Genomic DNA, 22,419 nt, shown 5'->3' with positions numbered 1-22,419 from the left:
TTACGGCAATTAGATTGTATTCAAGATATAGTAATTTATTCATTTAAAATTCAATGTTATGAAGAAAAAAGTATTCTTATCAATGATTGCCGTTGCAGTGTTAGGCATAACGGCATTCGGGAATTCCAAAACCGAAAAAATTGAAAAGTTTAAAGTGAAGGGCACTTGCAGCACGTGCGAAACCCGTATTGAAAAAGCAGCTAAAGGTGTTGCAGGGGTGACATTTGCCGAATGGAGCGAAGAAACCCAAATGATAGCTATTTCATTCGACGATTCAAAAACGGATGTCCACAAGATACACATGGCCATTGCAAAATCCGGTCACGATACAGAAATGCACAAGGCAAAAGATGAGGATTACAACAAGTTGAATGCTTGCTGCAAATATGATCGAACCGGTCTCAAAATGAAGATGAATAGTCATGAAGGCCACAATCATTAAAGAAACTGAAAATTTTTGATTTTTTCTTTTTGGGTTATTGATTATGCATGGACAAATCGTAAAAAACAAAATTATGCAACTCTTTTTTAAAATGATGTAACAATTGATAGTCAATAGTTTAGTAAATTTGATTATGAGGAAAGGCGGTAAGATTCCCGGAACAAAATGTTCCGGGATCTTCTTCCAAATTTGAAAAAGAAAGGAGTACATTATGTTTTTAAAGTTATTGATCGTATCGGTTATCCTGGTTGCCTTCACCATGTTGGCACTGGGAGTGAAATTGTTTTTTGATAAAAATGCGGAGTTCACTGGCCATAGTTGTGCCGGCGACGACCGTGAGTTGAACAATGTTGGCGGTGGTTGTAGCAGTTGCGAAATAAAAGAAATTGCCAACTGCACAGAAAATGAAAATAGTTAATAATAGTTGGAAGTGGGGAAATGCCCTTCGATGGCAGGGAAGTACGAAAAACAGGAAAAGAAGTTAAAACAGGAAGTTGGCGTTTTTCTGGTCTTCCCTTCTCCTCTCCAACACAAAAATTTGAAATTATGAAACTTATAAAAGCTTATATCAGGTACCGCAAACTGGAAGAAGTGTACAATGGCCTGAACGAGGCAGGTTATTGCTGCATGACATTTGCAGAGTGTGAGGGTACAGGTCAGTATTCCGACCACGAAAAGGAACATATTAGTTACAAATACCCGTTTGCAGAAGCCTTCCGGGTAATTAAACTGGAAATACTGGTTGCCGAAGAACATGTGCAGCCGGTTGTGGAGCTCATTCGTAAGAATGGACGAACGGGGTATCGAGGTGATGGGATGATTGTTATTTCGCCGGTAGATAATGTGTACAAAGTAAGGAACGATGAAGAAGGGATTTTGGCGGTTTAGCCATTGGTCATTTAGCCATTAAAATTAAAAAAATGCAATGTTGCGAAAGTATAAACTGTTTAGATAAGGGGATGATATGTATCCCTGAAACAGAACTGCCCAGGGTAGTAGTAGTTGGCGGTGGATTTGCAGGCCTGAATGTTATAAAGGGCCTGAAGAATTTGCCTTTACAAGTGGTTTTGATTGACAGGAACAATTTTCATCAATTCCTTCCACTTCTCTATCAGGTAGCTACCAGCGGAATTGAACCAGACAATATTGTATTCCCATATAGAAAACTATTTGAAAAATATCGGAATGTTGTTTTCAGAATGGCCGAAGTAACGCATATGGATACGGCTCATAATAAATTGAGTACAAACATCGGCGTTGTCCATTATGATTATCTTGTGTTGGCTTGTGGAAGTAAAACAAATTTCTTTGGCAACACAGATTTTGAAAATTTTGGTTCAGGACTCAATTCTGTAACCGATGCCCTTGACATTCGAAGCAGGCTCCTGCAGAATCTTGAGAAAGCAGCAGTTACTTGCATTGAAGATGAAAAAAGGGAACTGAGCAGTGTTGCCATCGTTGGTGGAGGAGCGACAGGCGTTGAAATAGCTGGCGCCCTCGCTGAGTTTAAAAGATATATTTTACCAAAAGACTATCCGGAATTGAAGAGTGTTGAAATGAAAATTTACCTCATAGAAGCTACCGGAAGGCTTTTACAGGCGATGCCGGAAAAACTCTCCGAAAAAACATTGCACTATTTATCCCGGATGAATGTCGATGTTTTGTTGAATACATCCGTGAATTCATTCGATGGAAAAAAGGTTGTTCTTGCCGGTGAAAAGAGTTTAAGTGCAACTACTTTTATTTGGACTGCTGGTGTAAAAGGGGATATTGTTAAGGGGCTTCCAAGTGAAAGCATAGGCAGGCAAAACCGGATTTTGACAGATGATTTTGGCCGGATATCGACACTCAACAATGTATTTGCAATTGGCGATAATGCGTTTATTAAAACACACACAAATCCACACGGCCATCCTATGATTGCGCAACCTGCCATTCAGCAAGGTAAAACACTGGCAACAAACCTGATGAAGATGATTCGCAAACAGCCTTTAATTCCTTTTCAATACAAAAACAAAGGTTCTATGGCAACCATAGGAAAGAAAAAGGCTGTAGCGAGTATCCAGGGATTTGCTTTTAGCGGGAAAAAAGCCTGGTTTATTTGGTCATTTATCCATCTCGTGTCCTTAATTGGTTTTCGAAACAAAATAATGGTAGCCATTAACTGGATATGGAGTTACTTCACTTACGATAAAGGCAACCGGGTAATTATCAGAAGGTACAAACAGGAAGTTTTGAAAGAAGGAAAAATTTTGGAATAATTAACTTTAGGTGAAAATGAATCGGGAAAAAATTGTAGAAATATACCGAAAGCGGGCGCCTTCTTATAATTCGGCGGTTAGTTTTTTTAACCTCATCGGATGGAGAGTGAATCATTACCGGGTTGATGCTGTTGAGGCACTGAAATTAAAGAAAGGAAATACGGTGATTGATTTATGCTGCGGTACAGGATTAAATTTTCCGCACCTGTATAATTCAGTTGGACCTGAAGGTAAAATAATAGGTGTCGATTTGTCCGATGAAATGTTAAAGGAAGCTGGAAAACTGGTTACAGCGAAAGGTTGGAGAAATTTCACGTTGGTACAAAGTGATGCTGCGGAATACAGGTTCCCCAAAAATATTAACGGGATAGTAACTTCGTATGCAATTACATTAATTCCGGAATATGATGTCATAATTAGCAACGGCTCAAAAGCACTCGCTAAAGGCGGGAGGTTTGTTATTCTCGATTTTAAAAAACCTGACAATTGGCCTGATTGGTTTTCAAAGTTAATGGTTAGATTTTTCATAAAACCATACGGCGGTACATACGATTTAAAAGACCGCCATGCTTGGGAATCATTGGAAAAGCACCTGGTAGTAAATGATTTTAAAGAATTCTATTTTGGTTCAACCTATGTAGCAACCGGAGAGAGAATATAAATTGTTTTGAAAACACACCGTTAAAAATAGTAGCATGAAATTAAAAACCAGAATTTTACAATTAGGAAGCCTCTATATTTTACTCACCATTGCGGCATGCAGCGGTGGTAAGAAACAAGATTCGGGCAACCAGACGGATGAACCGGGGAAATTGCAAGGCGTGGCACAAAACGAAAGTACAACCGGAATGCACAAACAACACAACAAGCTCGCTGAAAATTTTGCGCATAAGAATATTGTAATACTCGACGAAGTTTACCCGGTAAACGAACAAACACAGGTAGAGCTCGAAGAGGTGGTTGATGCCTACCTGCTTATGAAAAATGCCCTGGTGAACGGTGATGTGGCTGCAACAGACAAAGCAGTTAATTCAATGCTCAGCAAGATTAAAGCAGTAAAACCCGACAAACTGGATGGCCAAGGATTGGATGCCTGGAAAGACCACATTAATATATATGAAGACAAATTAAAGGAAATGCAGCATGTAAACGGTCTGGAAGAAAAACGGTCTTATTTCAGCCATCTCTCCGAAATTATGTACTGCACTATTAAAAGCTTCGGGTTAAAAGAAGGCGGTTTATTCGCGATTTATTGCCCGATGGCTTTCAATGGAAAAGGGGCGTACTGGATTGCCGAAAGCAAAACAGTCCAAAACCCCTATTTTGGCGTTAAAATGCCATCGTGTGGTGAAATAAAAGAGGAGTTATAATCATGGATATTAACATTAAAAATATGGTTTGCCAACGGTGTATACTGGTGGTTTCACAAATTTTTGAGCGGGCCGGGATAGAAATTGAAAACATACAGTTAGGTAAAGTAAAAACCACAGACGAGGTGGCACCCGATACACTCGAACAAGTGGACAAAAGCCTGAAAAGGATGGGGTTTGAAATTATCAACGATTCAAAGGGTAGGTTAATCGAATCAATAAAAAACATCACAGTTGATTATGTGTACCACCATTCCGGGGAAAGCAAAATGAATTTTTCTGAATACCTTACCGACAAACTCAATCTGGATTACCCCTATCTTAGTTCGCTTTTTTCATCGGTAGAAGGCACCACCATTGAAAAGTACATGATTAGCCTGAAAATAGAACGTGTAAAAGAGTTATTGGTGTACGATGAAAAAACATTAAGTCAAATTGCCTGGGAATTAGGCTACAGCAGTGTGGCCCACTTGTCGGGGCAATTCAAAAAAGTTACCGGATTTACCACATCGTATTTTAAAAAGCTGGGAGAACAAAACCGCAAATCGATAAACGATGTATAATTTAAAAACCATGTAAATTAATTTTAAAAAAGTGTAACACTTTAAAGGATAGTAGCTTTTATCTTTATAGCAGATATTTTGAGTTTATAGCAGATATTTTGAGATATTGGTTTATGAGAATTAAAATTAGAAATATGGTTTGCAAAACATGTATCCTTGTAGTTTCTCAAATTTTTGAAGAAGCGGGATTAAAGTGGAAGATGTGAAGATAGGCTATGTTGTCGTGGAGGACAAGATAACTCCCTTCAAGCTGGATGCGGTAAATAAACAGCTTAAAAAGGCGGGACTGGAAGTCATAGATGGTCATAAAAACCAACTATTAAATAAAATAAAAAGCGGTATTGAAGAATATGCCTATATGGAAGGCAGGCAATCAAATCTAAAATTGTCTGATTTTCTTATGAAGAAGATAGATTTATATTATGCTTATATAAGTTCACTTTTTTCATCTGACCAGGGTATTACCATTGAGAAATACCTTATCAAACTAAAAATTGAACGGGCACAGGTAATGCTCCTTTGCGATGAAAAAGAAATAGCTGAAATAGCTTGGGAGCTAGGGTACAGCAGCTTCCCTCATTTTTCGGGCCAGTTTAAAAAAACTACGGGTATTTCACCAACTCGTTTCAAAAAAATAATGAAGCAAACTTACAACGAAATATAAGTACATCAAAAAGTTAAAATCATATAAATCATTCAGTGAATTATGTAACATGCTAAATACCTGATGGTTGTATCTTTGAAATAGTTGAACATTAAAAACTGTATATCATGGAAACGTTAAGAAATTTTGATAAAGGAAGGAGTAAGGAAGATAAAGGAACTGTGGCTCAAAATAGCTATAAAAAGTTTTCTTCAGGGTCAAAGGCAAAATACCAGTGCCCGATGAAATGCCACGGGGAAGAAGTTTACGATGAACCGGGGCTCTGCCCGGATTCTAAAATGCAAATGATTCCTGTCGGAGGAGGACATATTTTTTATTAAAGCACTGAATAATTAGTCTGTAAAAAAGCAGCATTTAGTAGTTGGTTAAGTTGACTATAAAAATTTTACACCATGAAAAGTTTGATAAATTTCTTTAGAGGGATGGGAACCAGTAAAAGTTCGTCTCCAGCTTGGGAAAAAAGCCATCCACAACATCAGTATTTCTGCTTGATGAAATGCGAAGGGGATAAAACCTATGGTACTCCGATCAATTGTCCGGAATGTAATATGAAACTGGTAACGGCAAATGATATTAAAGAGCCGATTGTAGATTTTCGTTGTAATCTTTGATTTATGATTGTTAATCAGTAAGTCAATAAATCATGTAAATCATTCACTGAATTATGTAACGCTTTAAAAACTTGATGGTTGTATCTTTGAAATAGTTAAACATTTAAAATTAAATATCATGAAAACACTTAGAGATTTTTTTACAGGAGGAAAAGAGAAAGAAATAGTTCAAGACAATGGTAGTACACTTGTTGCCGGACAGCAAACCCGGTACATCTGCCCGATGAAATGCGAAGGGAACAAAACCTACAATGCCCCCGGAAATTGCCCGGACTGCAACATGAAACTGGTCCCGGTGGACAGCAAAGGTTCACACGACCATCATAAACACAACCATGGCTGCTGCTAAAATAATCACATTTAAAAATTCATATTTAATCATATAATAAATACATATCATGAAAACTATAGCAATAATATTTTCCATGCTTACATTTTTTGCGCTTAGCAGCAATGCTCAAAGTAAAAAAGTCGCAAAAATAATGGATAACCCGGAAGCCCGGATAGAAGTTTACAACAACATTATGAACAACCATGAACTCATGTTGGAATTTATGGAGATGATGAAGGGTAACGAACATGCCATGATGATGATGCAAAACGGTAACCTTCTTAACGGTGAAATGAATGCAAAAAAAGGAATGGCGGAAATGAAATGCAACCATCAAATGATGGGCAATACCAACAGGATGGGGATGATGAAAGACAACCCTGAAATGAAAACCGCTATGGTGGAAGAATGCAATACAAATTCAAACATGCACAGCATGGCTGAAATGATGGCACAAAACCCTGAAATGATGAATACCTGCATGAAAATGATGGGAAACAGAAATGAAGAAACAAGCAATTCTGTTAATGAACAGGAACATTTGGAACATCACGAATAGTTAGTTTTGATTGAAAAGTTCCGGTACTTTGTCAATAAGTGAATGACAAAGGATTTACCGGGACTTTTCTAACTTCATTTTAAGCAATTAAAACAGTACTTAAGGGAATATTATAATGGAAAGGGGTATAGAACATTCAGGGGCATGGGCGATTGCATTGATTGTTATTGTTATCGCATCGTGGTTTTTGTACCGTTATCTAGCCCCAAAAACGTGGCGTGAATGGGCAGGCGCAGGATTAATACAGGCTTTTATTATCGCTTTGTATGCTGAGATGTATGGCTTCCCGCTTACCATTTACCTACTCGTTCGTTTCTTTGGATTAGACAGGAGTTACCTTAATTCAAACCTGTGGTCAACACTAGTTGGCATCGGGGAAACCGGCATGATGATTTCAATGATAGTGGGCTACGTTTTGTTATTTACGGGTTTTGGAATTTTTCTTCAAGGCTGGCGCGAACTCTACCGGGCACATAAAGAAAACCGGCTCGCTACGGGAGGATTGTACAGCCTGGTGCGGCACCCACAATATACGGGTTTATTCATAGCATTATTTGGAGAAGGCATTGTGCACTGGCCGACTTTGTTTTCAATAGGCCTGTTCCCGCTTATCGTATTGGTATATGTAAGGCTTGCTCGTAAAGAAGAAAAAAAGGTTATCGAACAATTCGGGGAAGAGTATATCGAATACCGTAGAAATGTACCAGGATTTCTTCCTTTAAAAGGTAACTGGAAACAGTTTTTAGGGAATTCATAAAATTGAACGCGGGGCTAAAAAAAAGAAATATAAAGGGAATGACGGGGACCGATGGAAAAATGAAAATGATGAAACCTGCATCACCTGAGATGAAAAAAGAACACGAACACAAATAAAAGAAAGGAGTTAAATATGCATGGATTTGAAGGAATGAATTCCGGAATGGGATTTAGTTGGATAATCGGAATTGTGGTTTTAATTGTAATTACTTGGGCTATTACCAGGGGATTTAATATTAACAACAAACCAACTCCAACAGAAAAAAAACAGCCCTCGAAATTTTGAAAGAACGATATGCCCAAGGTAAAATCAATAAAGAGGAATTCGAAAAGATAAAACAGAATATTTTAGAATTATAATTACAATAAAGTACCGAATTATGGATACCAAAGGTAAATATTACTGCCCCATGAGATGCGAAGGGGAGAAAACGTATGAACAGCCCGGCGACTGCCCCGTGTGCAACATGCACCTGATACCGGTAGATGAATTGCACGAAAAAGACGAAAAACAGATTCACGACCACCATCATCACGCCGCACCCGTTGCTTCGAAAGCTTCCGGCAAATATTATTGCCCAATGCATTGCGAAGGCGATAAAACTTATGACCAGCCTGGAGATTGCCCGGTATGTGGTATGCACCTGAAAAAGGAAGAAGCCGGAACGTTTTCACATCAGACTTCCGATAAAAAAATTTACACATGTCCGATGCACCCCGAAATAAGGCAAGACCATCCGGGAAATTGTCCAAAATGCGGAATGGATTTGGTTCCCGAAAAAGGCGAAGAAACCAGCGAAGAAGAAAAAGCCTATAAAAAAATGGCCAAAAAGTTTTGGATTGCACTGGTTTTGAGCATCCCTGTATTCATTATTGCTATGTCGGAGTTTTTCAGTTTCCTCCAATTGGAAGAAATTGCACCTAAAAAAGTGTGGGGTTGGGTTGAATTTGCGCTTGCAACTCCGGTTGTTTTTTACAGCAGTTGGGACTTTTTTAAACGTGGCTGGAGTTCCATCGTGCGTTGGATGCCCAATATGTGGACACTCATCTCTATTGGCGTTGGCGCAGCCTACCTGTTCAGTGTTTTTGCCCTCTTGGTCCCGTCTGTTTTTCCATCCCAATTTCAGGATGCCAATGGCAATGTCCACCTTTATTTTGAGGCGGCGGCCGTTATCCTTACCCTGGTTTTGCTTGGCCAGGTGTTGGAACTGCGTGCCCACAGCAAAACCAACTCAGCAATAAAAGCGTTACTGGGATTGGTTCCCCCGGTAGCACGGGTTATTCGCAATGGTGAAGAAACAGAAATCCCACTCGAAGATGTAAGTGTTGGAGATATTTTAAAAGTGAAGCCGGGCGAAAAAGTTCCTGTTGACGGGAGTATCTATAAAGGCGAGGCGGTAATTGACGAAAGTATGATTACCGGTGAACCCATTCCTGCAGAAAAATCGAAGGGAGATAAAGTTACCGGCGGTACCATCAACGGGAAAACCGTTTTTGAGATGAAAGCCGAAAAAGTGGGCAGCGACACCTTACTTGCTCAAATTATTGAAATGGTGAACCAGGCAAGCCGTTCACGTGCGCCCATCCAGAAACTGGCAGACACCGTGGCAAAATACTTTGTGCAAATTGTTATTTCTGTAGCCATTATCACTTTTGCTGTTTGGGCTATCTGGGGCCCCGAACCGGCTTATGTTTATGCATTTGTAAATGCCGTGGCAGTACTAATTATTGCTTGTCCGTGCGCATTGGGGCTGGCCACGCCCATGTCCATCATGGTCGGGACCGGACGTGGCGCACAATCGGGCGTCCTGGTGAAAGATGCACGGGCTATTGAGGAAATGAACAAAGTAGATACGCTAATCATAGATAAAACTGGTACGATTACCGAAGGGAGACCCAGCCTGAATAGGTTTAAATCTTTCGGGGATTTGCCCGACAAGGAAATCCTTCAATTGGCGGCATCGGTAGATGTCAACAGTGAACACCCGCTGGCCGATGCAATTGTGGCCGGTGCCAAAGAAAATAAGTTGGAACTGAAAAATCTCGATAAATTTGAATCGGTTACAGGAAAAGGGGTCAAAGCCATTTACAACGGTAAAAATATCGGGTTGGGCAACCATCGTTTAATCGATGATTTCAACGCATCTTTAACAAAAGAACAAAAACAACTGGCAGAAGAGTGGCAACTTACCGGACAAACCGTGATGTACCTGATTATTGGGAAAAAAGTTGAAGGCATAGTCAGCGTTTCCGACAAAATAAAAGAGACTTCGGCCAGTGCTATTAAAAACCTCCAGAAAATGGGCATTCATGTGCACATGCTCACGGGCGACAATAAATTCACCGCCAAAGCAGTTGCCGACGAACTGGGATTGGATGGTTTCATGGCGGATTGCCTGCCCGATGACAAATACAATAAAGTAAAAGAGCTACAGGAACAAGGGCACATTGTTGCCATGGCCGGCGACGGCATTAACGATGCCCCGGCGTTAGAACTGGCCAATGTAGGAATTGCCATGGGAACGGGTACTGATATTGCCATGCAAAGTGCCGAGATTACATTAGTTAAAGGCGACCTCACCGGGATTGTCCGCGCCCGCGACCTCAGCATTAAAGTGATGCGCAACATTAAACAAAACCTGTTTTTTGCTTTCGTGTACAATGCACTTGGCGTACCGGTGGCTGCCGGGATACTTTTCCCATTCTTCGGGATATTGCTCAGCCCAATTATTGCTGCGGCTGCCATGAGCTTTAGTTCGGTTTCGGTAATTACAAACGCATTGCGGTTAAGGAGAAAATAAAGAGAAATGGTAAGAAATAAGAATATACAGAATAATAAGGTGTTTTGGAGTAAGAACGAAAAAAGGGGATTGAATGTTACATTGCTCGTTTTTCTGTTGGTAATCTTAGTTTTTCTTTCCATTCCGATTTTTAAAGAAATTGAAAATCAAAAAGTTTTAAAGAATTTAATGAATCAGGAAATCGCCTTTCAAAGTGTCTGTTCAGTGAGTAACGAAATAAAATTTGAAAAATTGAATCCTGTGAAAATTGATAATAAAACATATTGGGTTTGTTGTTCAAGGTGTAGGGCGAAACTGATTAGTAATAGTAACATTCTTCGTTTTGCAACGGACCCTTTTTCAAATAAGAAATTAGATAAAGCAACAGCCGTAATAAGGCAAAACCCGAAAAATATTGGCACTGTGTTGTATTTTAAGACGAAAGATAATACTACAAAATTCAACCTTGAAAGGGAAAAATTATAAAATGGCAAAAATAATATCTAAAAAATATCTGTGGGAAAAGGTTGTTCAATTGGAAATTAAAGCGCCACGAATTGCAAGAAGCATAAAGCAGGGCATTTTGTGATTGTCAAAATTGGGAATATCGGCGAGCATATCCTAAGCAGATACGGCAAAATGCATCATGCATGGCTGTAAACTACATATTAAAGAAATTAAAAAATATTTCACTTTCCGAGAGCCTGGGCGGGGTGGAATCTTTAATTTGTTACCCTGCCGCAATGACACACGGCACCATCCCCGAAAAAAAGCGGAACGCCATTGGGGTTTCAAACGATTTGATCCGGCTTTCAGCAGGAATTGAAAATGTAGAAGATTTAATTGAAGACCTGGCGCAAAGTTTAGATTATTTTGAAAAGGAGTTTCAATAGTATGATTGATTCCTTAAATTTTGAATGGGGTTTTGCCAAAAATGCACAAAGCAAGCGATGAAGCTTACAATGAAATGATGTACCCGGTTGCTGTAAATATGACTGAACATCATTAGAAGCTCCAAAGAAAGAGATGAAACATGAACACAAGTAGTTCATATCCATTTAATAGAGTTCATCTATTTGAACCCTGTTGAATGTTAATTTTCAACGTTAAACAAGTTATTAAAAACAATTTCAGCAGAGACCTGAAGTCGGAGAGTCAATAACACTATAACCATTTTCACGTTTTTATTTATAATAAAATGACGGGAAAGTAAATATTTATTTGCCCCCTTTCACTAAATGCGCCAGCCCCGGGTCATTTTGAATGCGCTGCATTTCATTTTCCACAATTGAGATGACATCATTTTTCACCTGTTTGTAGTTGTCGTGAATCTCCCGTTCCAAAGTATCTTGTCCGTGCTTGTCGGTAAAATCAACAATGGCAGGGATTGGTTTGTACCCCGCCATTTCCCGTTCTACTTTTTCATTGTCCACTACAATCTCAGCATGGAAAATTTTCTGTTCGATACGTTCATCAAAATTGTCTGATACTGCACCGACAAATACCCCTTGTGTTAGGTTGCTGATTTTGGCTGCCGGGATGATGCTGTCTAACTGGGTATTAATGGAAGTGGTTTTGTCTTGGCGGCTAATGGTCATACTCTGACGTTTTTGCAGGATTTTTCCGAAACGTTCGGAAAGTACCCGGGCCGTTTCTCCTACTACCTGCCCCGAAAAAATATTCCCAACCGTGTTTTGGATAACTTTACTTTCTTTATCGCCATAATCGCGGGTCAACTGGCTGTAATCCTGGAAGCCCAGACAAACCGCTACCTTGTTACTCCGTGCCGTGGCAATCAGATTGTCCAGCCCCCGGAAATAAATCGTCGGCAATTCATCTATAATCACGGAACTTTTTAACCGGTGTTTTTTGTTTATCAGTTTTACTATCCGGGAGTTGTACAGCCCCAGAGCAGCGCTGTATATATTTTGTCGGTCGGGATTGTTACCCACACAAAGAATTTTAGGTTCTTTGGGGTTATTAATATCAAGGGTAAAATCATCGCCCGTCATCACCCAATAGAGCTGTGGTGAAATCATCCTTGATAGCGGGATTTTGGCGCTGGCAATCTGCCCCTGCAACTGGTCTTGCGCCCCACCTTCCCAGGCATCCATAAAGGGAGATAAATAGTTTTCCAATTCCGGGTATGAGGTCAGGATTGTAAAGGTATCTGCATATTTTTTATTCAGAAACTCGATGGCATGGGGAAAGGTGCAGTACTTCCCGTCTTTATAAATTTTCAGAAACCAGATGATGGCTGCCAGAAGGATAATCGGCGATTCCACAAAAAAGTCGCCCTGCTTTTGAATCCAGGTACGGTTCAGGTTCAACATAATGGTATAAGCACCTTCCCAGGCATCCGATATGTCCGTCATGAATGTGGGGTTAATGGGGTTGCAACGATGGCTTTTACGAGGGTCGTCGAAATTTATCACGTAGTATTTAGGCTTAACTTCGTAGCCATCAAGATGTTTTAATAAATGGTTGTAGGCAATTTCGCTGAGGTCGGGGAACTTATAGTCGTAAATATACATGGCAAAGCCCTTTTCAATCTGTTGTTTGATGTAGTTGTTGACCACGGCATAGGATTTTCCGCTACCGGGTGTTCCCAGTACGATGGTGGCCCGGAAAGGGTTGACCACGTTAATCCATCCCCAGCGCTTTTTCCCTTTGTAAACAAAGTGGGTTGGCAGGTTTACCGAATATTCGTTTTCCATCAGCCGTTGTTCCTGCATAAAGGATTCGTTTTCGCTGTTGAACACATCGTCCATCAGGTTATTTTTCAGCAGACGGCTTATCCATGTCCCGGCAACCAGCATCAGGATAAAACCTGCGGAAATGGACAAAATATACAAAGCTGATTTGCTTGTAACCGGCAAAGGTAATTCCAGTATCCACCAGTTCAGATAAAACAGAACCACACCAAAACCCAGGCTGATATTTATTTTTGTCCAAGTGATTTTTTCAGCTTTAACTCCTTTTGTACCAAGGCATGATAACGCCAGCAGAAGGTTGGCAAATAACTTTGTGTAAAGCGGAAATGAAAATAGCCCTGTTGTTTGCTGAAAGTTCATCAGTATTTTGTCAACAACTTCAATGTTCAGGTTTTGGCCGGATACCATTTCATAACAAAACCAGTAAATATGGGCAACTACGAGCAAAATACTGACTGCCCTTATAAAATCGATGATTTTGCCCAATGCCCTTAAATCGTCTTCCTGTGCCATATTTTTTTTATTTTCGTTTTCTTTTTCGTTTCATTTTGCGGATAAAAGCTTCTTCTTCGTAATTTTCGCCCTGCCCGGTGAAATCAATAAATGTGAAGATGCCGTTTGCAGGCTCCTTTTCATTATCCCGAATTTCAGAATTTTCACCAGGAGTATTTTGGGAAGTATCCTGTCTGAATTTTTCATTGAGGGCATTGGCTGAAAATGCCTTGCCGTAACGGGAACCGTTAAGCGCCGTATGTTGGCTGTGGTCGATAAAGGTGACTCCATAAATGCGGCCATCTTTGTTCTCCCTGAACACCAAATCAATGCCTTGTTTTTGGAGTTGTTGTGTAAATTGTCCTCTTGTTTTTGAAATTGCCATGGCAGATTCAATAATCGGTCGTGTCGCTTTCGTTAATTTGTTCTTTTTGATGTTTTGGGCGTTGTAGCCGCAGCGTTTTTTCAGGTTTTCTGCCCCCACTTGTTTGCCAATAAGCGATGCTTTAACAGGCAGACCTTTTTTTCTCCCTTTCTTATCCAAAGCGAAATAAACAATACCGTGATATGGTTTACCCTCAAATTCGCCTTTGACTTCTTCCAGACCGATGTTGTACAGCGACAAAAGTGTTTTGTATTCCCTTATGCTTTGAAAACGATACGACCCTGCCAGTTCTTTGGTCAGGTTGGCAATCTGCTTTTTGACATCACCTTTCCTGTAATCAACTTTTTTGGGCTGGGGAGACTGCAGGCGGCTTCGCTTTTCCGCAGGATACAAGCCATATTTTTGTTCCAACCCCAGTGTGGTTTCCTTACTCCGTCTGAACTCAAATTTATCGTTGATTTTTTTACCGTTTTCGTCCACCCGTAGCGATACAATGTGGATATGGTGGCGGTCAATATCTTCATGTTTATACACCACAAAAGGCTGGTTACCGTAACCCATTTTATCCAGATATTCCTGTGCAATGGCGGAAAGTTGTTCGTCGCTAAGGTTATCATCCGGGTGCGGGTTCAGCGAAATATGGACAACAGGCTTTTCTGTTTTAATGTCTTTGGGCAGGTGGTTTTCAAAACTTCGCATGCAAAACGCCAGGGTCAACGATTTATCCGTTGGTAAAAGAACTTTGCTGGAACAAAGGACTTTGGCTTCCCCCGCATCCACCTTCTCCTGGTTATAAGACAAAGCCCCGAAAAGTGAACTCCCGATGTTTATTTTTGCAACCATTGTTGTTCGTATTTCCGGGTGAGTTCGATGATTTGCCCGTTCAGGCGGATAAATTCAATGGTCAGTTTCTCCAATTTGTAGAGTGCAGCCAGTGCCTTTTTCTCGGTAAAATGGGTGTTCAATGCTTTTACCACCTGGTTATAATTGACCCCCACAGCACGGAACTGGCTGTAAAACGTGCTTAGTTTGCTGTAATAGTCATGCTCGACTTTGTTGATTTGGATTACTTTGAATGTTTCATCAAAAACACGGGCGGCAATAAAATGGGCTTTTGTCTTCATCCCCGACTTTTCAAACAGTGCCAGAAAACGGGCATTGTCCACAGCATTGAACCTTACCGTGTAATTTGCCACTATCGGGTTTGCTTTGGGCTTACGCCCGCCTTTGTATTTTCTTTCAGCTTTACTCATTCTTCTATTTTTAATTTTAGCGACTTCGGAGCAAAAAATGCCGGACTTCAGGGGACGGACGTTTTGAGCCACCGAAAATATTTCGGGAGGCTCAAAACACACCTTGCTATTTGCCGACGCAAATATTCTTTCACTATCGTTCGGTTGGTAATTCCCGACAAAAAGTCCAATGTTTCCGACTTCCATTCATTGCAGCAAAAGTAAAACGGGTTAAAATTCTATGAAATAGACAAATACGGACAAAGCCGGACAGTTTGACCATAGCTTGGCAGGAGGCACTTTTTTTGGTTTTGTTTGCCTGAATATTTGTTTTTGTATGCGGACAAATAGGTTGAAAAATGATTGGTTAAATGTGTTTTTCGCCGGACATATGAACAGGTGGATAATTGTACAAATACTTATTTACGCATTTGTAGAAGTACATAAATGTGCAATTGCTTAATTATGGAAACGCATAGTTATCCGGGTAGATAATCGAACGTAAAGACAGGCAAAGAAATATCCTGATAACGGCACACAAAAACAGTGAATTAAAGGAGCGGTTGAATAATCTTTTACACGAACAAAGGAATGTTTGAATAAATATCTGCTTGAAGGAATTAGTGCTCATTGGACCGCACAGTTGCAACTATAAATGCGCAGTCATATATCGAAATATTTAATTAAAAACGTAAACATTAAAAGAGATGGAAAGACAAATGAACAAACCATTGTTTATGGCTTATGCCACCCAGAAGGGCGGCGTAGGTAAAACAACTTTTACCGTATTAACAGCAAGTTACCTGCACTACGAAAAAAATTTGAATGTATTGGTTGTGGATTGCGATTATCCTCAATACAGTATCCTTCAAATGCGGGAACGGGAAATAGAAACCGTTTCAAATGACAGTAAGCTAAAAGCCCTTGCTTATGAACAGTTCACACGGTTGAATAAAAAAGCTTATACCATTTTAAAAGCTTCTGCTGAATCAGCCATAAGTATCGTTGAAGAGTTCCTTGAACAAACAAAAGAAAGAATTGACCTGGTGTTGTTTGATGTCCCCGGTACGGTCAATACCTCGGGGATGTATAAGTTACTGTCTGAAATGGATGTATTTCTTGTGCCAATAAGCGCTGACCGCGTGGTGCTGGAAAGCAGCCTTAATTTCGCAAAGGCCATTGGGGAAATGATTAAAGCCAATCCTCAAAAACAGTTGTACCTGTTCTGGAACCTTGTCGATAAGCGGGAGAAAACGGCTTTGTATGATATTTACTCCAAAGGCGTTGCAAGTCTGAAATTGCCTCTGTTAAAAACCAGGGTCCCCGACACTAAACGTTACCGGAAAGAAATACTCGGCGCCGGGCAACGCCCTTTTCGCTCCACTCTGTTTCCACCGGACAGACAAATAGCACGGGGAAGCAACATTATTGAATTGTTAAATGAAATTACCGGAAACCTGAATTTATAAATTATGAAAGAAGTTGATGATAACGAGTTTATGAAAATGGTAGCTTCGGGTGGCAACAAACCAACGAAAGATGAAAACCGCGCACCGACAAATAATTCGCGAAAAAGAAAGGATGTCCCCCCTGTACCGGGAAACCACACATCCGATTATACCAGTTCATTTATTCAAAGGGGCAGCGAGAGTGAAAAAAGCACGGTATATCTCAGTAAAGAACTGATTAGCCAACTCAAAAACATAATGGCAACTATTGGAGGGGACAAAGCTACTTTGGGAGGTTACGTGGAAGCCATTATTGCATCACATTTTGAGCAGTACAAAGACGAAATTATCCGCCTTTTTAACGAGAATATCAAACAACCTTTTCAATGATGATAAGTATGGTTGATATTGCAGGGATTGTAATTGTGGCATCTTGCATCCTTTCGGCAGGATATTTCTTGTTGAATGGCGCGAAAGGCGTAAAGGTGCAGGAAACCGAAGCTGAAACACCAGAAAATAACGAAAGCATTGTTGGTATAAGCAAAACCCGATTGGGGCAATATACCGGTAATCCCACCCAGTGGAATACGAATAAACGTCATGTCATTCCACCGGAAGAAATGGAGCAGGTTTTCTACACACGTGAAGAAGCCCGGCTAAATATTGATGTGGACATAGAACCCTTATATCAACTAGACGAGGAAGAAAATGAAGGGGATGAGCTTCCATTTGACGATACGGAACTTGTCCCAGTGTTGGCAACAGGAGCAAGTTTTGACGACCTGTCCGAAATGTCAGAAGCCATACAATCGCACCTGCATGAATTGTCAGAGGCACACATTGTAAAAGCTGCTAAAATAATCAGAACGGTAAATGAAACCGACCTGCTTAAACAGCTTATAAGCCAAGTGGAATGCGGAGAACAAAAAGTTGCCGACATACTGGACAGGTGCGAGGCTGAGTTGAAAACATCAGCCATGCAAGAATTCAAAACTGATGATGCAGAGGGGTTTGATTTAGGGAAATATTTGTGAGGTTTTTGCGGAAGGGCATAGATATAAGTTTGGCAAATAGATATGTTTTTTGCCAGTTTTATAAAGAATAGTACTACATTTGCAACAAAAACAATTTTGGCTAAAACACTGGAACAGCATATTAACCATTACTTCCGAGAAAGTGAAAGGCTTTCCAAACAAAAGCTTGTCACGTCAATAAAGGAAGATTTTCCCCATTGGTCTGACAATACGATTAACATGTATTTGTCAAAGTTGAAAAAAAAGGGAAAAATCAGCACCCCTTCAAAGGGAATTTATGAGTTGGGAAGCATATCCCTGTTCAATCCTGAAGTTTCGGGCTCTTTAAAAAAAATATACAACAAAATAAAACTGGAGTTTCCCTTCATAACTTATTGTGTTTGGGACAGCGCCTGGCTTAACGATTTGATGCGGCACCAGCCATTTAAACATTATATAGTGGTCGAAGTGGAAAAAGATGCTTCCGAACCCGTTTTTGGATTTCTTAATGAAACATTCAAAAATGTCTTTCTGAATCCAAATGAAGAAATATTTGAACGATATATCCAAAACCTCGATGAAGTTGTTATTGTCAAAAACATGGTTTCAGAAGCTCCTTTAATAGAAACACAAAAAATAGTCATTCCGGCTTTGGAAAAACTCTTGGTTGACATGTTGACCGACACCAACCTCTTTTCTGCACAACAAAACGAAACAGGGTTTATTATGAAGACAGCAATGGAGAAGTTTGCAATAAACAAATTGAAGATGAAACGTTATGCCCTTCGCAGGAATAGGGAGAGTGAAGTTGAAAAACTGATAAATATAGGTTTGGCAAAAAAAGACTAATTATGCCAAAATTATACATGCAATGATAGATAAAAAATCACATACAATAGAATGGATTACCAGCCTGAGAGGCAGGTTGGGGAAACGCATTGACCCAAAGCTGATTGAAAAAGTGATTTATGCGTTGACCTTTCTGGAACAATTGCGGCTGAACGGTTTGGAGTTTATTTTTAAAGGAGGGACCGCTTTGCTATTGGCAACAGACTCTCCCAGACGATTTTCGATTGATATAGATATTATTACCCTTGAAGCGGAAAGTAAAATCAGGGACGTTCTGGATAAGATAAGCGGGTTGGATATGTTTATCCGCTGGGAAGACGACAACGACAGGAAACATACCCCTGGCGCACCGGTCGGGCATTTCAAAATGTTTTATAAAAGTGTTGTTGATGGGCGTGAAGAACCTGTTTTGCTGGATTTATTGTACGCCCCGGACCCATATCCCCAAACAAGGGAATACCCTTTAAAACACAGTTGGCTGGCAACTTCAGGTGAGAATACAATGGTTGTTTTGCCTACGTTTGAAGCAATCCTGGGGGATAAACTAACCGCATTTGCACCAAAAACAACCGGTATCCTGTACTCCAAGAACCGTCCGGTGGAAATCATAAAACAGTTGTACGATATTGCGTTTCTGTTTGACAGGATAACCGGCCTCGAAGTAGTCAGGAACAGTTATTCAAAGGTGGTGCAGGAAGAAATCGGCTACCGGAACCTGGAAATAAATTGGGATGAAGTATTAAAAGATACCAGGGAAGCTTGTTACACACTCGCCGAAAGGAACTTAAAATCAGAAGAATTCAATCACCTGCAACTGGGAATTAAAAACTTCACGAATTTTACGGTTGAGCGTTTTGCAATTGATGAAGCTATTACAGCGGCCGCGAAAGTGGCCTACCTAACTACCCTGTTAAATAACGGCAAAAACCAGGAAATAGAAAGGTTTAAAAATCCGTTGGAAATCAGGGAATGGCTTATCGAAGACCAGGAATTCAACAAACTCAACAAATTAAAAAAGACCAATGCAGAAGCTTTCTTTTATTGGGTCAAAGCTTTAGCGAAAATCTGATAAAAAAATGGTGCGCTAAACTTGTTGCATTTCTCAAAACCAAATGCACGGTTGTTATTACAACCTGCTCAGGTGGGAAGGAAAGTTTGTTTTTGGTGTAATTACGAATTTTTCTATTTTGTCTAAAGCTGGGAGAAGACTTACTGTAATAACACATCAAATTGGCGGTAAACCCAACTCCCTTAAAAACTCATTATGCTTATCGGTGTTCGTTTTTATGTTTTCGTTTATTAATTTCAATTTGTCGTTTACCTCTTTAAGGTCAATCTTTTCTTCTGTCTCGGCTGTACTAACATATCTTGAAATATTCAGGTTGTAACCATTTTTTTCAATTTCATCCATTGAAACTTTTCGAGCATAACGTTTTATTTTTTCAGGTCGAGATTTATAAGTTTCAACTATCCTCTGAATATCATTTGGTTCTCCATCTTTGCCTTCTCTTAGCGTATTCTGTCTTTTTCCTTTTTCAAATTCTTCACTGGCATTGATAAAAAGTACATCGTCTTCTTTTTTGCATTTTTTCAAAATAAGAATACATACAGGAATGCCTGTTGAGTAGAATAAATTCGCTGGTAAGCCTATTACCGTATCAATATTGTTATCTTTTAAAAGCTTGGTACGGATTCGCTCTTCTGCACCACCCCGAAATAAGACACCATGAGGCAGGATAATTGCCATTGTACCTTCCTGACTTAGAAAATGAAACCCATGTAATAAAAAGGCAAAATCGGCTGCAGATTTTGGGGCTAAACCATAGCTTTTAAAACGGAAATCCTCTGCTAAAGTATCGTTTGGTTCCCAACGCAGGCTAAATGGAGGATTAGCTACAATGGCATCAAATTCTATTTTCTTTGACGGGTTCATCTCATTGAGCATATCCCACTGGTTAATTAAGGTATCACCATGAAATATTTCAAACTCCGTATCTTTCATGCCATGTAACAGCATGTTCATACGGGCAAGGTTATAAGTAGTAATATTCTTTTCCTGACCGAAAATTTTGCCAATACTACCACCTTCGTCTTTAAGCCGTTTTCTAACATTTAGTAACAGTGAACCCGAACCACATGCAAAATCCAGAATCCGATTCAGTTTCTTTTTTCTTCCTGTTGATGGGTTTTGACTATCTAAGGATACTATTTCTGAAAGTATGGTAGAAACTTGTTGTGGTGTATAAAATTCACCTGCTTTTTTGCCAGAACCTGCCGCAAATTGACCAATCAAATACTCATAGGCATCTCCAAGGGAATCACTATCGGTAGGGAAGCTTGAAATACCTTCGGCAATTGTTTGAATAATTGTACAGAGCTTTTTGTTTCTTTCGGGTTCTGTTTTTCCTAATTTCTCAGAATTTAAGTTGATTTCAGAAAACAATCCTTGAAAAGAATCATCAAAGGATTTATTTTCAATAAACCGAAAACCTTTTTCTAAGGTCTTTAAAAGCTCAGGATTCCGTGTACGTGAAAGTTCAGTTATATTACTCCACAGGTGTTGTGGTTTAATAACATAATGAACTTTTCTCCGCATTTGTTTCTCAAATTCTTCTATATCCTCCTCGTTTTCCTCATACCACTTTTCTAATGGAGGAGGAACTCTAAAGTCTGGGTTTACATCCTCTAATTCTTTATCAGGATAATCGCTACCTAATTCTTTTTTTGCAGAAGCTTCATAGTTGAAGGATAAATACCTCAAAAACAGAAACGAAAGCATATAATCACGAAAATCATCCGGATTCATTGCACCACGAAGCTGGTCGGCTATTTTCCAAAGGGTTTTACCTAGTTTTTGCTGGTTATTTTTTGTCATAATCAAAACTTGAATTTGTAAATAAGAATAATTTGGCTAAGAACTTCTTTGAATAATTCCTCTTCTGAATCAGACATCTTATTTGACTGTGTTTTATAAGAGTCTTTATGTGACAAAGAATTTATTCTATCACCAATTACATTAGGGTCGTCTTTTAATCCAATTTGACTCAATGAATAACCAATTCCGCCTTTGCCTAAAAAAGATGAAATATTTTCCAGTAATTGCCGTAATAGCACAAAATGATAAGAAAACAACTGTGTTTTAGTTGCTTCATCTAGCGTTTTAAGTAAATGCAGGTGAAACAAGAAAGCACCATTTTGACCATTTAATTTCAATTCATTATCAGAATTTCGTTCCAGTAAGTAAATAGCTGTATTGTTACTGTATTTATTGCTTTTTTGACCTTTTGTCAACCTATCTGCAAGAATTGAAAATAAACCAATATGATGTGTAGTTAGTATTATTTTCTTTTTAGGATATGTGTCATCAATCAATTTTGTAATTGATTCTGCTGTAATAAAAATATTGTGTTCATCCATGCTTGAAACAGGGTCGTCAATAAAGAAATGTGCATCCTGCTCTTCTGTCCATGCTTCTGTTTCAAATAATGCTAAGAAAAAACACCAAATAAATATCCTTTCTTCACCCCTTGATATTTTTATTGGTTTCTGAGTCTCTTCATCAATATAAAATACAACTGAATGAATTCCCTTTTCTCTATCACCATCTTCATATAGGTTTAAATTATATTTATACCGTGGATGATACAATGAAAGTTTTTCTTCCAAAATTTCAGTGTCCATCAATAAAGAATGAAATTGATTCAAAGAACTGAACACGATACCAAGCTTCACACTTTCATTATCGTGCTCCTCGTCATTATCCCATGTAAATAAATCTTCACTAAATGCATTATAATATACTCCAGCGTGTTTACCTTCATTCTTCGTTTTAGTTAAATTCTTAAATGCAACAGATAATCTTGTTTTTCCCGTCGCATTAAACGCATAAACTAAGCAAAGCTTTTGAGGCAGTTCGTATAATTGATTTGCTATCTCAGGTAGATTCATA

At 39.4% G+C, this 22,419-nt stretch carries 27 protein-coding genes; 22 read left to right on the top strand and 5 right to left on the bottom strand.

The genetic code is table 11. The features are described 5' to 3' along the window. Positions 1-58: 58 nt before the first annotated feature. From GR929_RS07825 to GR929_RS07745, 17 genes are all read left to right on the top strand, one after another. Positions 59-442, top strand: a complete 384-nt coding sequence (locus GR929_RS07825; protein WP_159518514.1) for a heavy-metal-associated domain-containing protein — start codon at positions 59-61, stop codon at positions 440-442. A 211-nt stretch (positions 443-653) separates the two neighbouring features. Beyond that, entirely contained in the window at positions 654-860 is a 207-nt protein-coding gene (locus GR929_RS07820; RefSeq protein WP_159518512.1) for a hypothetical protein, read from the top strand. Between the two features lie 128 nt (positions 861-988). After that, entirely contained in the window at positions 989-1,330 is a 342-nt protein-coding gene (locus GR929_RS07815) for a P-II family nitrogen regulator (protein ID WP_159518510.1), read from the top strand. 32 nt (positions 1,331-1,362) lie between these two features. Further along, positions 1,363-2,703 (top strand): NAD(P)/FAD-dependent oxidoreductase, encoded by a 1,341-nt coding sequence (locus tag GR929_RS07810; RefSeq protein ID WP_159518508.1) that lies wholly within the window; start codon positions 1,363-1,365, stop codon positions 2,701-2,703. A 16-nt stretch (positions 2,704-2,719) separates the two neighbouring features. Further along, a complete protein-coding gene (locus GR929_RS07805) occupies positions 2,720-3,364 on the top strand; it encodes a class I SAM-dependent methyltransferase (RefSeq protein WP_159518506.1) in 645 nt (214 codons plus the stop codon). A 34-nt stretch (positions 3,365-3,398) separates the two neighbouring features. Continuing rightward, entirely contained in the window at positions 3,399-4,073 is a 675-nt protein-coding gene (locus tag GR929_RS07800) for a DUF3347 domain-containing protein (RefSeq protein WP_159518504.1), read from the top strand. 2 nt (positions 4,074-4,075) lie between these two features. Then, positions 4,076-4,636: a helix-turn-helix domain-containing protein gene (locus GR929_RS07795; protein ID WP_201300933.1), complete on the top strand. Its 561-nt coding sequence runs from the start codon at positions 4,076-4,078 to the stop codon at positions 4,634-4,636. Positions 4,637-4,838: 202 nt separating this feature from the next. Continuing rightward, positions 4,839-5,300, top strand: a complete 462-nt coding sequence (locus GR929_RS07790) for a helix-turn-helix domain-containing protein (protein ID WP_159518503.1) — start codon at positions 4,839-4,841, stop codon at positions 5,298-5,300. Between the two features lie 107 nt (positions 5,301-5,407). After that, the gene (locus tag GR929_RS07785; RefSeq protein WP_159518501.1) at positions 5,408-5,620 is read left to right on the top strand and encodes a heavy metal-binding domain-containing protein; all 213 of its coding nucleotides are present in this window, start codon (positions 5,408-5,410) and stop codon (positions 5,618-5,620) included. A 72-nt stretch (positions 5,621-5,692) separates the two neighbouring features. Beyond that, the gene (locus GR929_RS07780; RefSeq protein WP_159518499.1) at positions 5,693-5,911 is read left to right on the top strand and encodes a hypothetical protein; all 219 of its coding nucleotides are present in this window, start codon (positions 5,693-5,695) and stop codon (positions 5,909-5,911) included. A 118-nt stretch (positions 5,912-6,029) separates the two neighbouring features. Continuing rightward, positions 6,030-6,260 carry a heavy metal-binding domain-containing protein gene (locus GR929_RS07775; RefSeq protein WP_159518497.1) on the top strand — a complete coding sequence of 77 codons (231 nt, stop codon included), beginning with the start codon at positions 6,030-6,032 and terminating at the stop codon, positions 6,258-6,260. 49 nt (positions 6,261-6,309) lie between these two features. Further along, entirely contained in the window at positions 6,310-6,801 is a 492-nt protein-coding gene (locus tag GR929_RS07770) for a hypothetical protein (protein ID WP_159518495.1), read from the top strand. A 115-nt stretch (positions 6,802-6,916) separates the two neighbouring features. Further along, positions 6,917-7,558 (top strand): methyltransferase family protein, encoded by a 642-nt coding sequence (locus GR929_RS07765; RefSeq protein ID WP_159518493.1) that lies wholly within the window; start codon positions 6,917-6,919, stop codon positions 7,556-7,558. Between the two features lie 281 nt (positions 7,559-7,839). Continuing rightward, entirely contained in the window at positions 7,840-7,917 is a 78-nt protein-coding gene (locus tag GR929_RS21875; RefSeq protein ID WP_235934182.1) for an SHOCT domain-containing protein, read from the top strand. Positions 7,918-7,937: 20 nt separating this feature from the next. Next, positions 7,938-10,358 carry a copper-transporting P-type ATPase gene (locus GR929_RS07755; protein WP_159518491.1) on the top strand — a complete coding sequence of 807 codons (2,421 nt, stop codon included), beginning with the start codon at positions 7,938-7,940 and terminating at the stop codon, positions 10,356-10,358. 6 nt (positions 10,359-10,364) lie between these two features. Next, positions 10,365-10,823 (top strand): hypothetical protein, encoded by a 459-nt coding sequence (locus tag GR929_RS07750; protein WP_159518490.1) that lies wholly within the window; start codon positions 10,365-10,367, stop codon positions 10,821-10,823. Positions 10,824-10,987: 164 nt separating this feature from the next. Next, complete coding sequence (locus tag GR929_RS07745) at positions 10,988-11,230, top strand: PLP-dependent transferase (RefSeq protein WP_159518489.1); 243 nt, start codon at positions 10,988-10,990, stop codon at positions 11,228-11,230. Between the two features lie 324 nt (positions 11,231-11,554). On the opposite strand, the gene mobC is transcribed toward GR929_RS07745, so the two are convergent. Genes mobC through mobA form a run of 3 tightly spaced genes read right to left on the bottom strand, consistent with a single transcriptional unit; the run spans position 11,555 to position 15,181 of the window. Then, positions 11,555-13,564, bottom strand: a complete 2,010-nt coding sequence (mobC, locus tag GR929_RS07740) for a conjugal transfer protein MobC (RefSeq protein WP_159518488.1) — start codon at positions 13,562-13,564, stop codon at positions 11,555-11,557. A 7-nt stretch (positions 13,565-13,571) separates the two neighbouring features. Further along, complete coding sequence (mobB, locus tag GR929_RS07735; RefSeq protein ID WP_159518487.1) at positions 13,572-14,771, bottom strand: conjugal transfer protein MobB; 1,200 nt, start codon at positions 14,769-14,771, stop codon at positions 13,572-13,574. After that, complete coding sequence (mobA, locus tag GR929_RS07730) at positions 14,756-15,181, bottom strand: conjugal transfer protein MobA (RefSeq protein WP_159518486.1); 426 nt, start codon at positions 15,179-15,181, stop codon at positions 14,756-14,758. Before mobA ends, mobB begins: the two co-directional genes overlap by 16 nt. Before the next feature lie 686 nt (positions 15,182-15,867). Between mobA and GR929_RS07725 the strand changes: the two genes are divergently transcribed. The 5 genes from GR929_RS07725 (at position 15,868) to GR929_RS07705 (ending at position 19,539) form a co-directional block, all read left to right on the top strand. Further along, on the top strand, positions 15,868-16,629 hold the full coding sequence (locus GR929_RS07725; protein WP_235934157.1) for a ParA family protein: 762 nt from the start codon (positions 15,868-15,870) through the stop codon (positions 16,627-16,629). Positions 16,630-16,632: 3 nt separating this feature from the next. Further along, on the top strand, positions 16,633-16,998 hold the full coding sequence (locus tag GR929_RS07720) for a DUF3408 domain-containing protein (RefSeq protein WP_159518484.1): 366 nt from the start codon (positions 16,633-16,635) through the stop codon (positions 16,996-16,998). Then, on the top strand, positions 16,995-17,642 hold the full coding sequence (locus GR929_RS07715) for a hypothetical protein (RefSeq protein WP_159518483.1): 648 nt from the start codon (positions 16,995-16,997) through the stop codon (positions 17,640-17,642). The genes GR929_RS07720 and GR929_RS07715 overlap by 4 nt, the downstream gene beginning before the upstream one ends. 219 nt (positions 17,643-17,861) lie before the next feature. Further along, entirely contained in the window at positions 17,862-18,470 is a 609-nt protein-coding gene (locus GR929_RS07710; protein ID WP_159518481.1) for a DUF6577 family protein, read from the top strand. Positions 18,471-18,492: 22 nt separating this feature from the next. Continuing rightward, entirely contained in the window at positions 18,493-19,539 is a 1,047-nt protein-coding gene (locus GR929_RS07705; protein WP_159518479.1) for a nucleotidyl transferase AbiEii/AbiGii toxin family protein, read from the top strand. Positions 19,540-19,695: 156 nt separating this feature from the next. Here GR929_RS07705 and GR929_RS07700 read toward each other — a convergent pair whose 3' ends face one another. Both GR929_RS07700 and GR929_RS07695 read right to left on the bottom strand, forming a co-directional pair. Next, a complete protein-coding gene (locus GR929_RS07700; RefSeq protein ID WP_159518477.1) occupies positions 19,696-21,345 on the bottom strand; it encodes a type I restriction-modification system subunit M in 1,650 nt (549 codons plus the stop codon). A 2-nt stretch (positions 21,346-21,347) separates the two neighbouring features. Beyond that, complete coding sequence (locus tag GR929_RS07695; RefSeq protein ID WP_159518475.1) at positions 21,348-22,418, bottom strand: AAA family ATPase; 1,071 nt, start codon at positions 22,416-22,418, stop codon at positions 21,348-21,350. Position 22,419: the final 1 nt, after the last annotated feature.

This window comes from Sunxiuqinia indica (genome assembly GCF_009847015.1).
Lineage (GTDB): Bacteria > Bacteroidota > Bacteroidia > Bacteroidales > Prolixibacteraceae > Sunxiuqinia > Sunxiuqinia indica.
Note: the sequence above shows the minus strand (reverse complement) of the source record. Positions and strands in the feature narration are given on the sequence as shown.

Coding starts and splice junctions, on each gene's coding strand:
- GR929_RS07825 (WP_159518514.1), top strand. CDS start 59: ATGAAGAAAAAAGTATTCTTATCAATGATTGCCGTTGCAGTGTTAGGC.
- GR929_RS07820 (WP_159518512.1), top strand. CDS start 654: ATGTTTTTAAAGTTATTGATCGTATCGGTTATCCTGGTTGCCTTCACC.
- GR929_RS07815 (WP_159518510.1), top strand. CDS start 989: ATGAAACTTATAAAAGCTTATATCAGGTACCGCAAACTGGAAGAAGTG.
- GR929_RS07810 (WP_159518508.1), top strand. CDS start 1,363: ATGCAATGTTGCGAAAGTATAAACTGTTTAGATAAGGGGATGATATGT.
- GR929_RS07805 (WP_159518506.1), top strand. CDS start 2,720: ATGAATCGGGAAAAAATTGTAGAAATATACCGAAAGCGGGCGCCTTCT.
- GR929_RS07800 (WP_159518504.1), top strand. CDS start 3,399: ATGAAATTAAAAACCAGAATTTTACAATTAGGAAGCCTCTATATTTTA.
- GR929_RS07795 (WP_201300933.1), top strand. CDS start 4,076: ATGGATATTAACATTAAAAATATGGTTTGCCAACGGTGTATACTGGTG.
- GR929_RS07785 (WP_159518501.1), top strand. CDS start 5,408: ATGGAAACGTTAAGAAATTTTGATAAAGGAAGGAGTAAGGAAGATAAA.
- GR929_RS07780 (WP_159518499.1), top strand. CDS start 5,693: ATGAAAAGTTTGATAAATTTCTTTAGAGGGATGGGAACCAGTAAAAGT.
- GR929_RS07775 (WP_159518497.1), top strand. CDS start 6,030: ATGAAAACACTTAGAGATTTTTTTACAGGAGGAAAAGAGAAAGAAATA.
- GR929_RS07770 (WP_159518495.1), top strand. CDS start 6,310: ATGAAAACTATAGCAATAATATTTTCCATGCTTACATTTTTTGCGCTT.
- GR929_RS07765 (WP_159518493.1), top strand. CDS start 6,917: ATGGAAAGGGGTATAGAACATTCAGGGGCATGGGCGATTGCATTGATT.
- GR929_RS07755 (WP_159518491.1), top strand. CDS start 7,938: ATGGATACCAAAGGTAAATATTACTGCCCCATGAGATGCGAAGGGGAG.
- GR929_RS07750 (WP_159518490.1), top strand. CDS start 10,365: ATGGTAAGAAATAAGAATATACAGAATAATAAGGTGTTTTGGAGTAAG.
- GR929_RS07745 (WP_159518489.1), top strand. CDS start 10,988: ATGGCTGTAAACTACATATTAAAGAAATTAAAAAATATTTCACTTTCC.
- mobC (WP_159518488.1), bottom strand. CDS start 13,564: ATGGCACAGGAAGACGATTTAAGGGCATTGGGCAAAATCATCGATTTT.
- mobB (WP_159518487.1), bottom strand. CDS start 14,771: ATGGTTGCAAAAATAAACATCGGGAGTTCACTTTTCGGGGCTTTGTCT.
- mobA (WP_159518486.1), bottom strand. CDS start 15,181: ATGAGTAAAGCTGAAAGAAAATACAAAGGCGGGCGTAAGCCCAAAGCA.
- GR929_RS07725 (WP_235934157.1), top strand. CDS start 15,868: ATGGAAAGACAAATGAACAAACCATTGTTTATGGCTTATGCCACCCAG.
- GR929_RS07720 (WP_159518484.1), top strand. CDS start 16,633: ATGAAAGAAGTTGATGATAACGAGTTTATGAAAATGGTAGCTTCGGGT.
- GR929_RS07715 (WP_159518483.1), top strand. CDS start 16,995: ATGATGATAAGTATGGTTGATATTGCAGGGATTGTAATTGTGGCATCT.
- GR929_RS07710 (WP_159518481.1), top strand. CDS start 17,862: ATGTATTTGTCAAAGTTGAAAAAAAAGGGAAAAATCAGCACCCCTTCA.
- GR929_RS07705 (WP_159518479.1), top strand. CDS start 18,493: ATGATAGATAAAAAATCACATACAATAGAATGGATTACCAGCCTGAGA.
- GR929_RS07700 (WP_159518477.1), bottom strand. CDS start 21,345: ATGACAAAAAATAACCAGCAAAAACTAGGTAAAACCCTTTGGAAAATA.
- GR929_RS07695 (WP_159518475.1), bottom strand. CDS start 22,418: ATGAATCTACCTGAGATAGCAAATCAATTATACGAACTGCCTCAAAAG.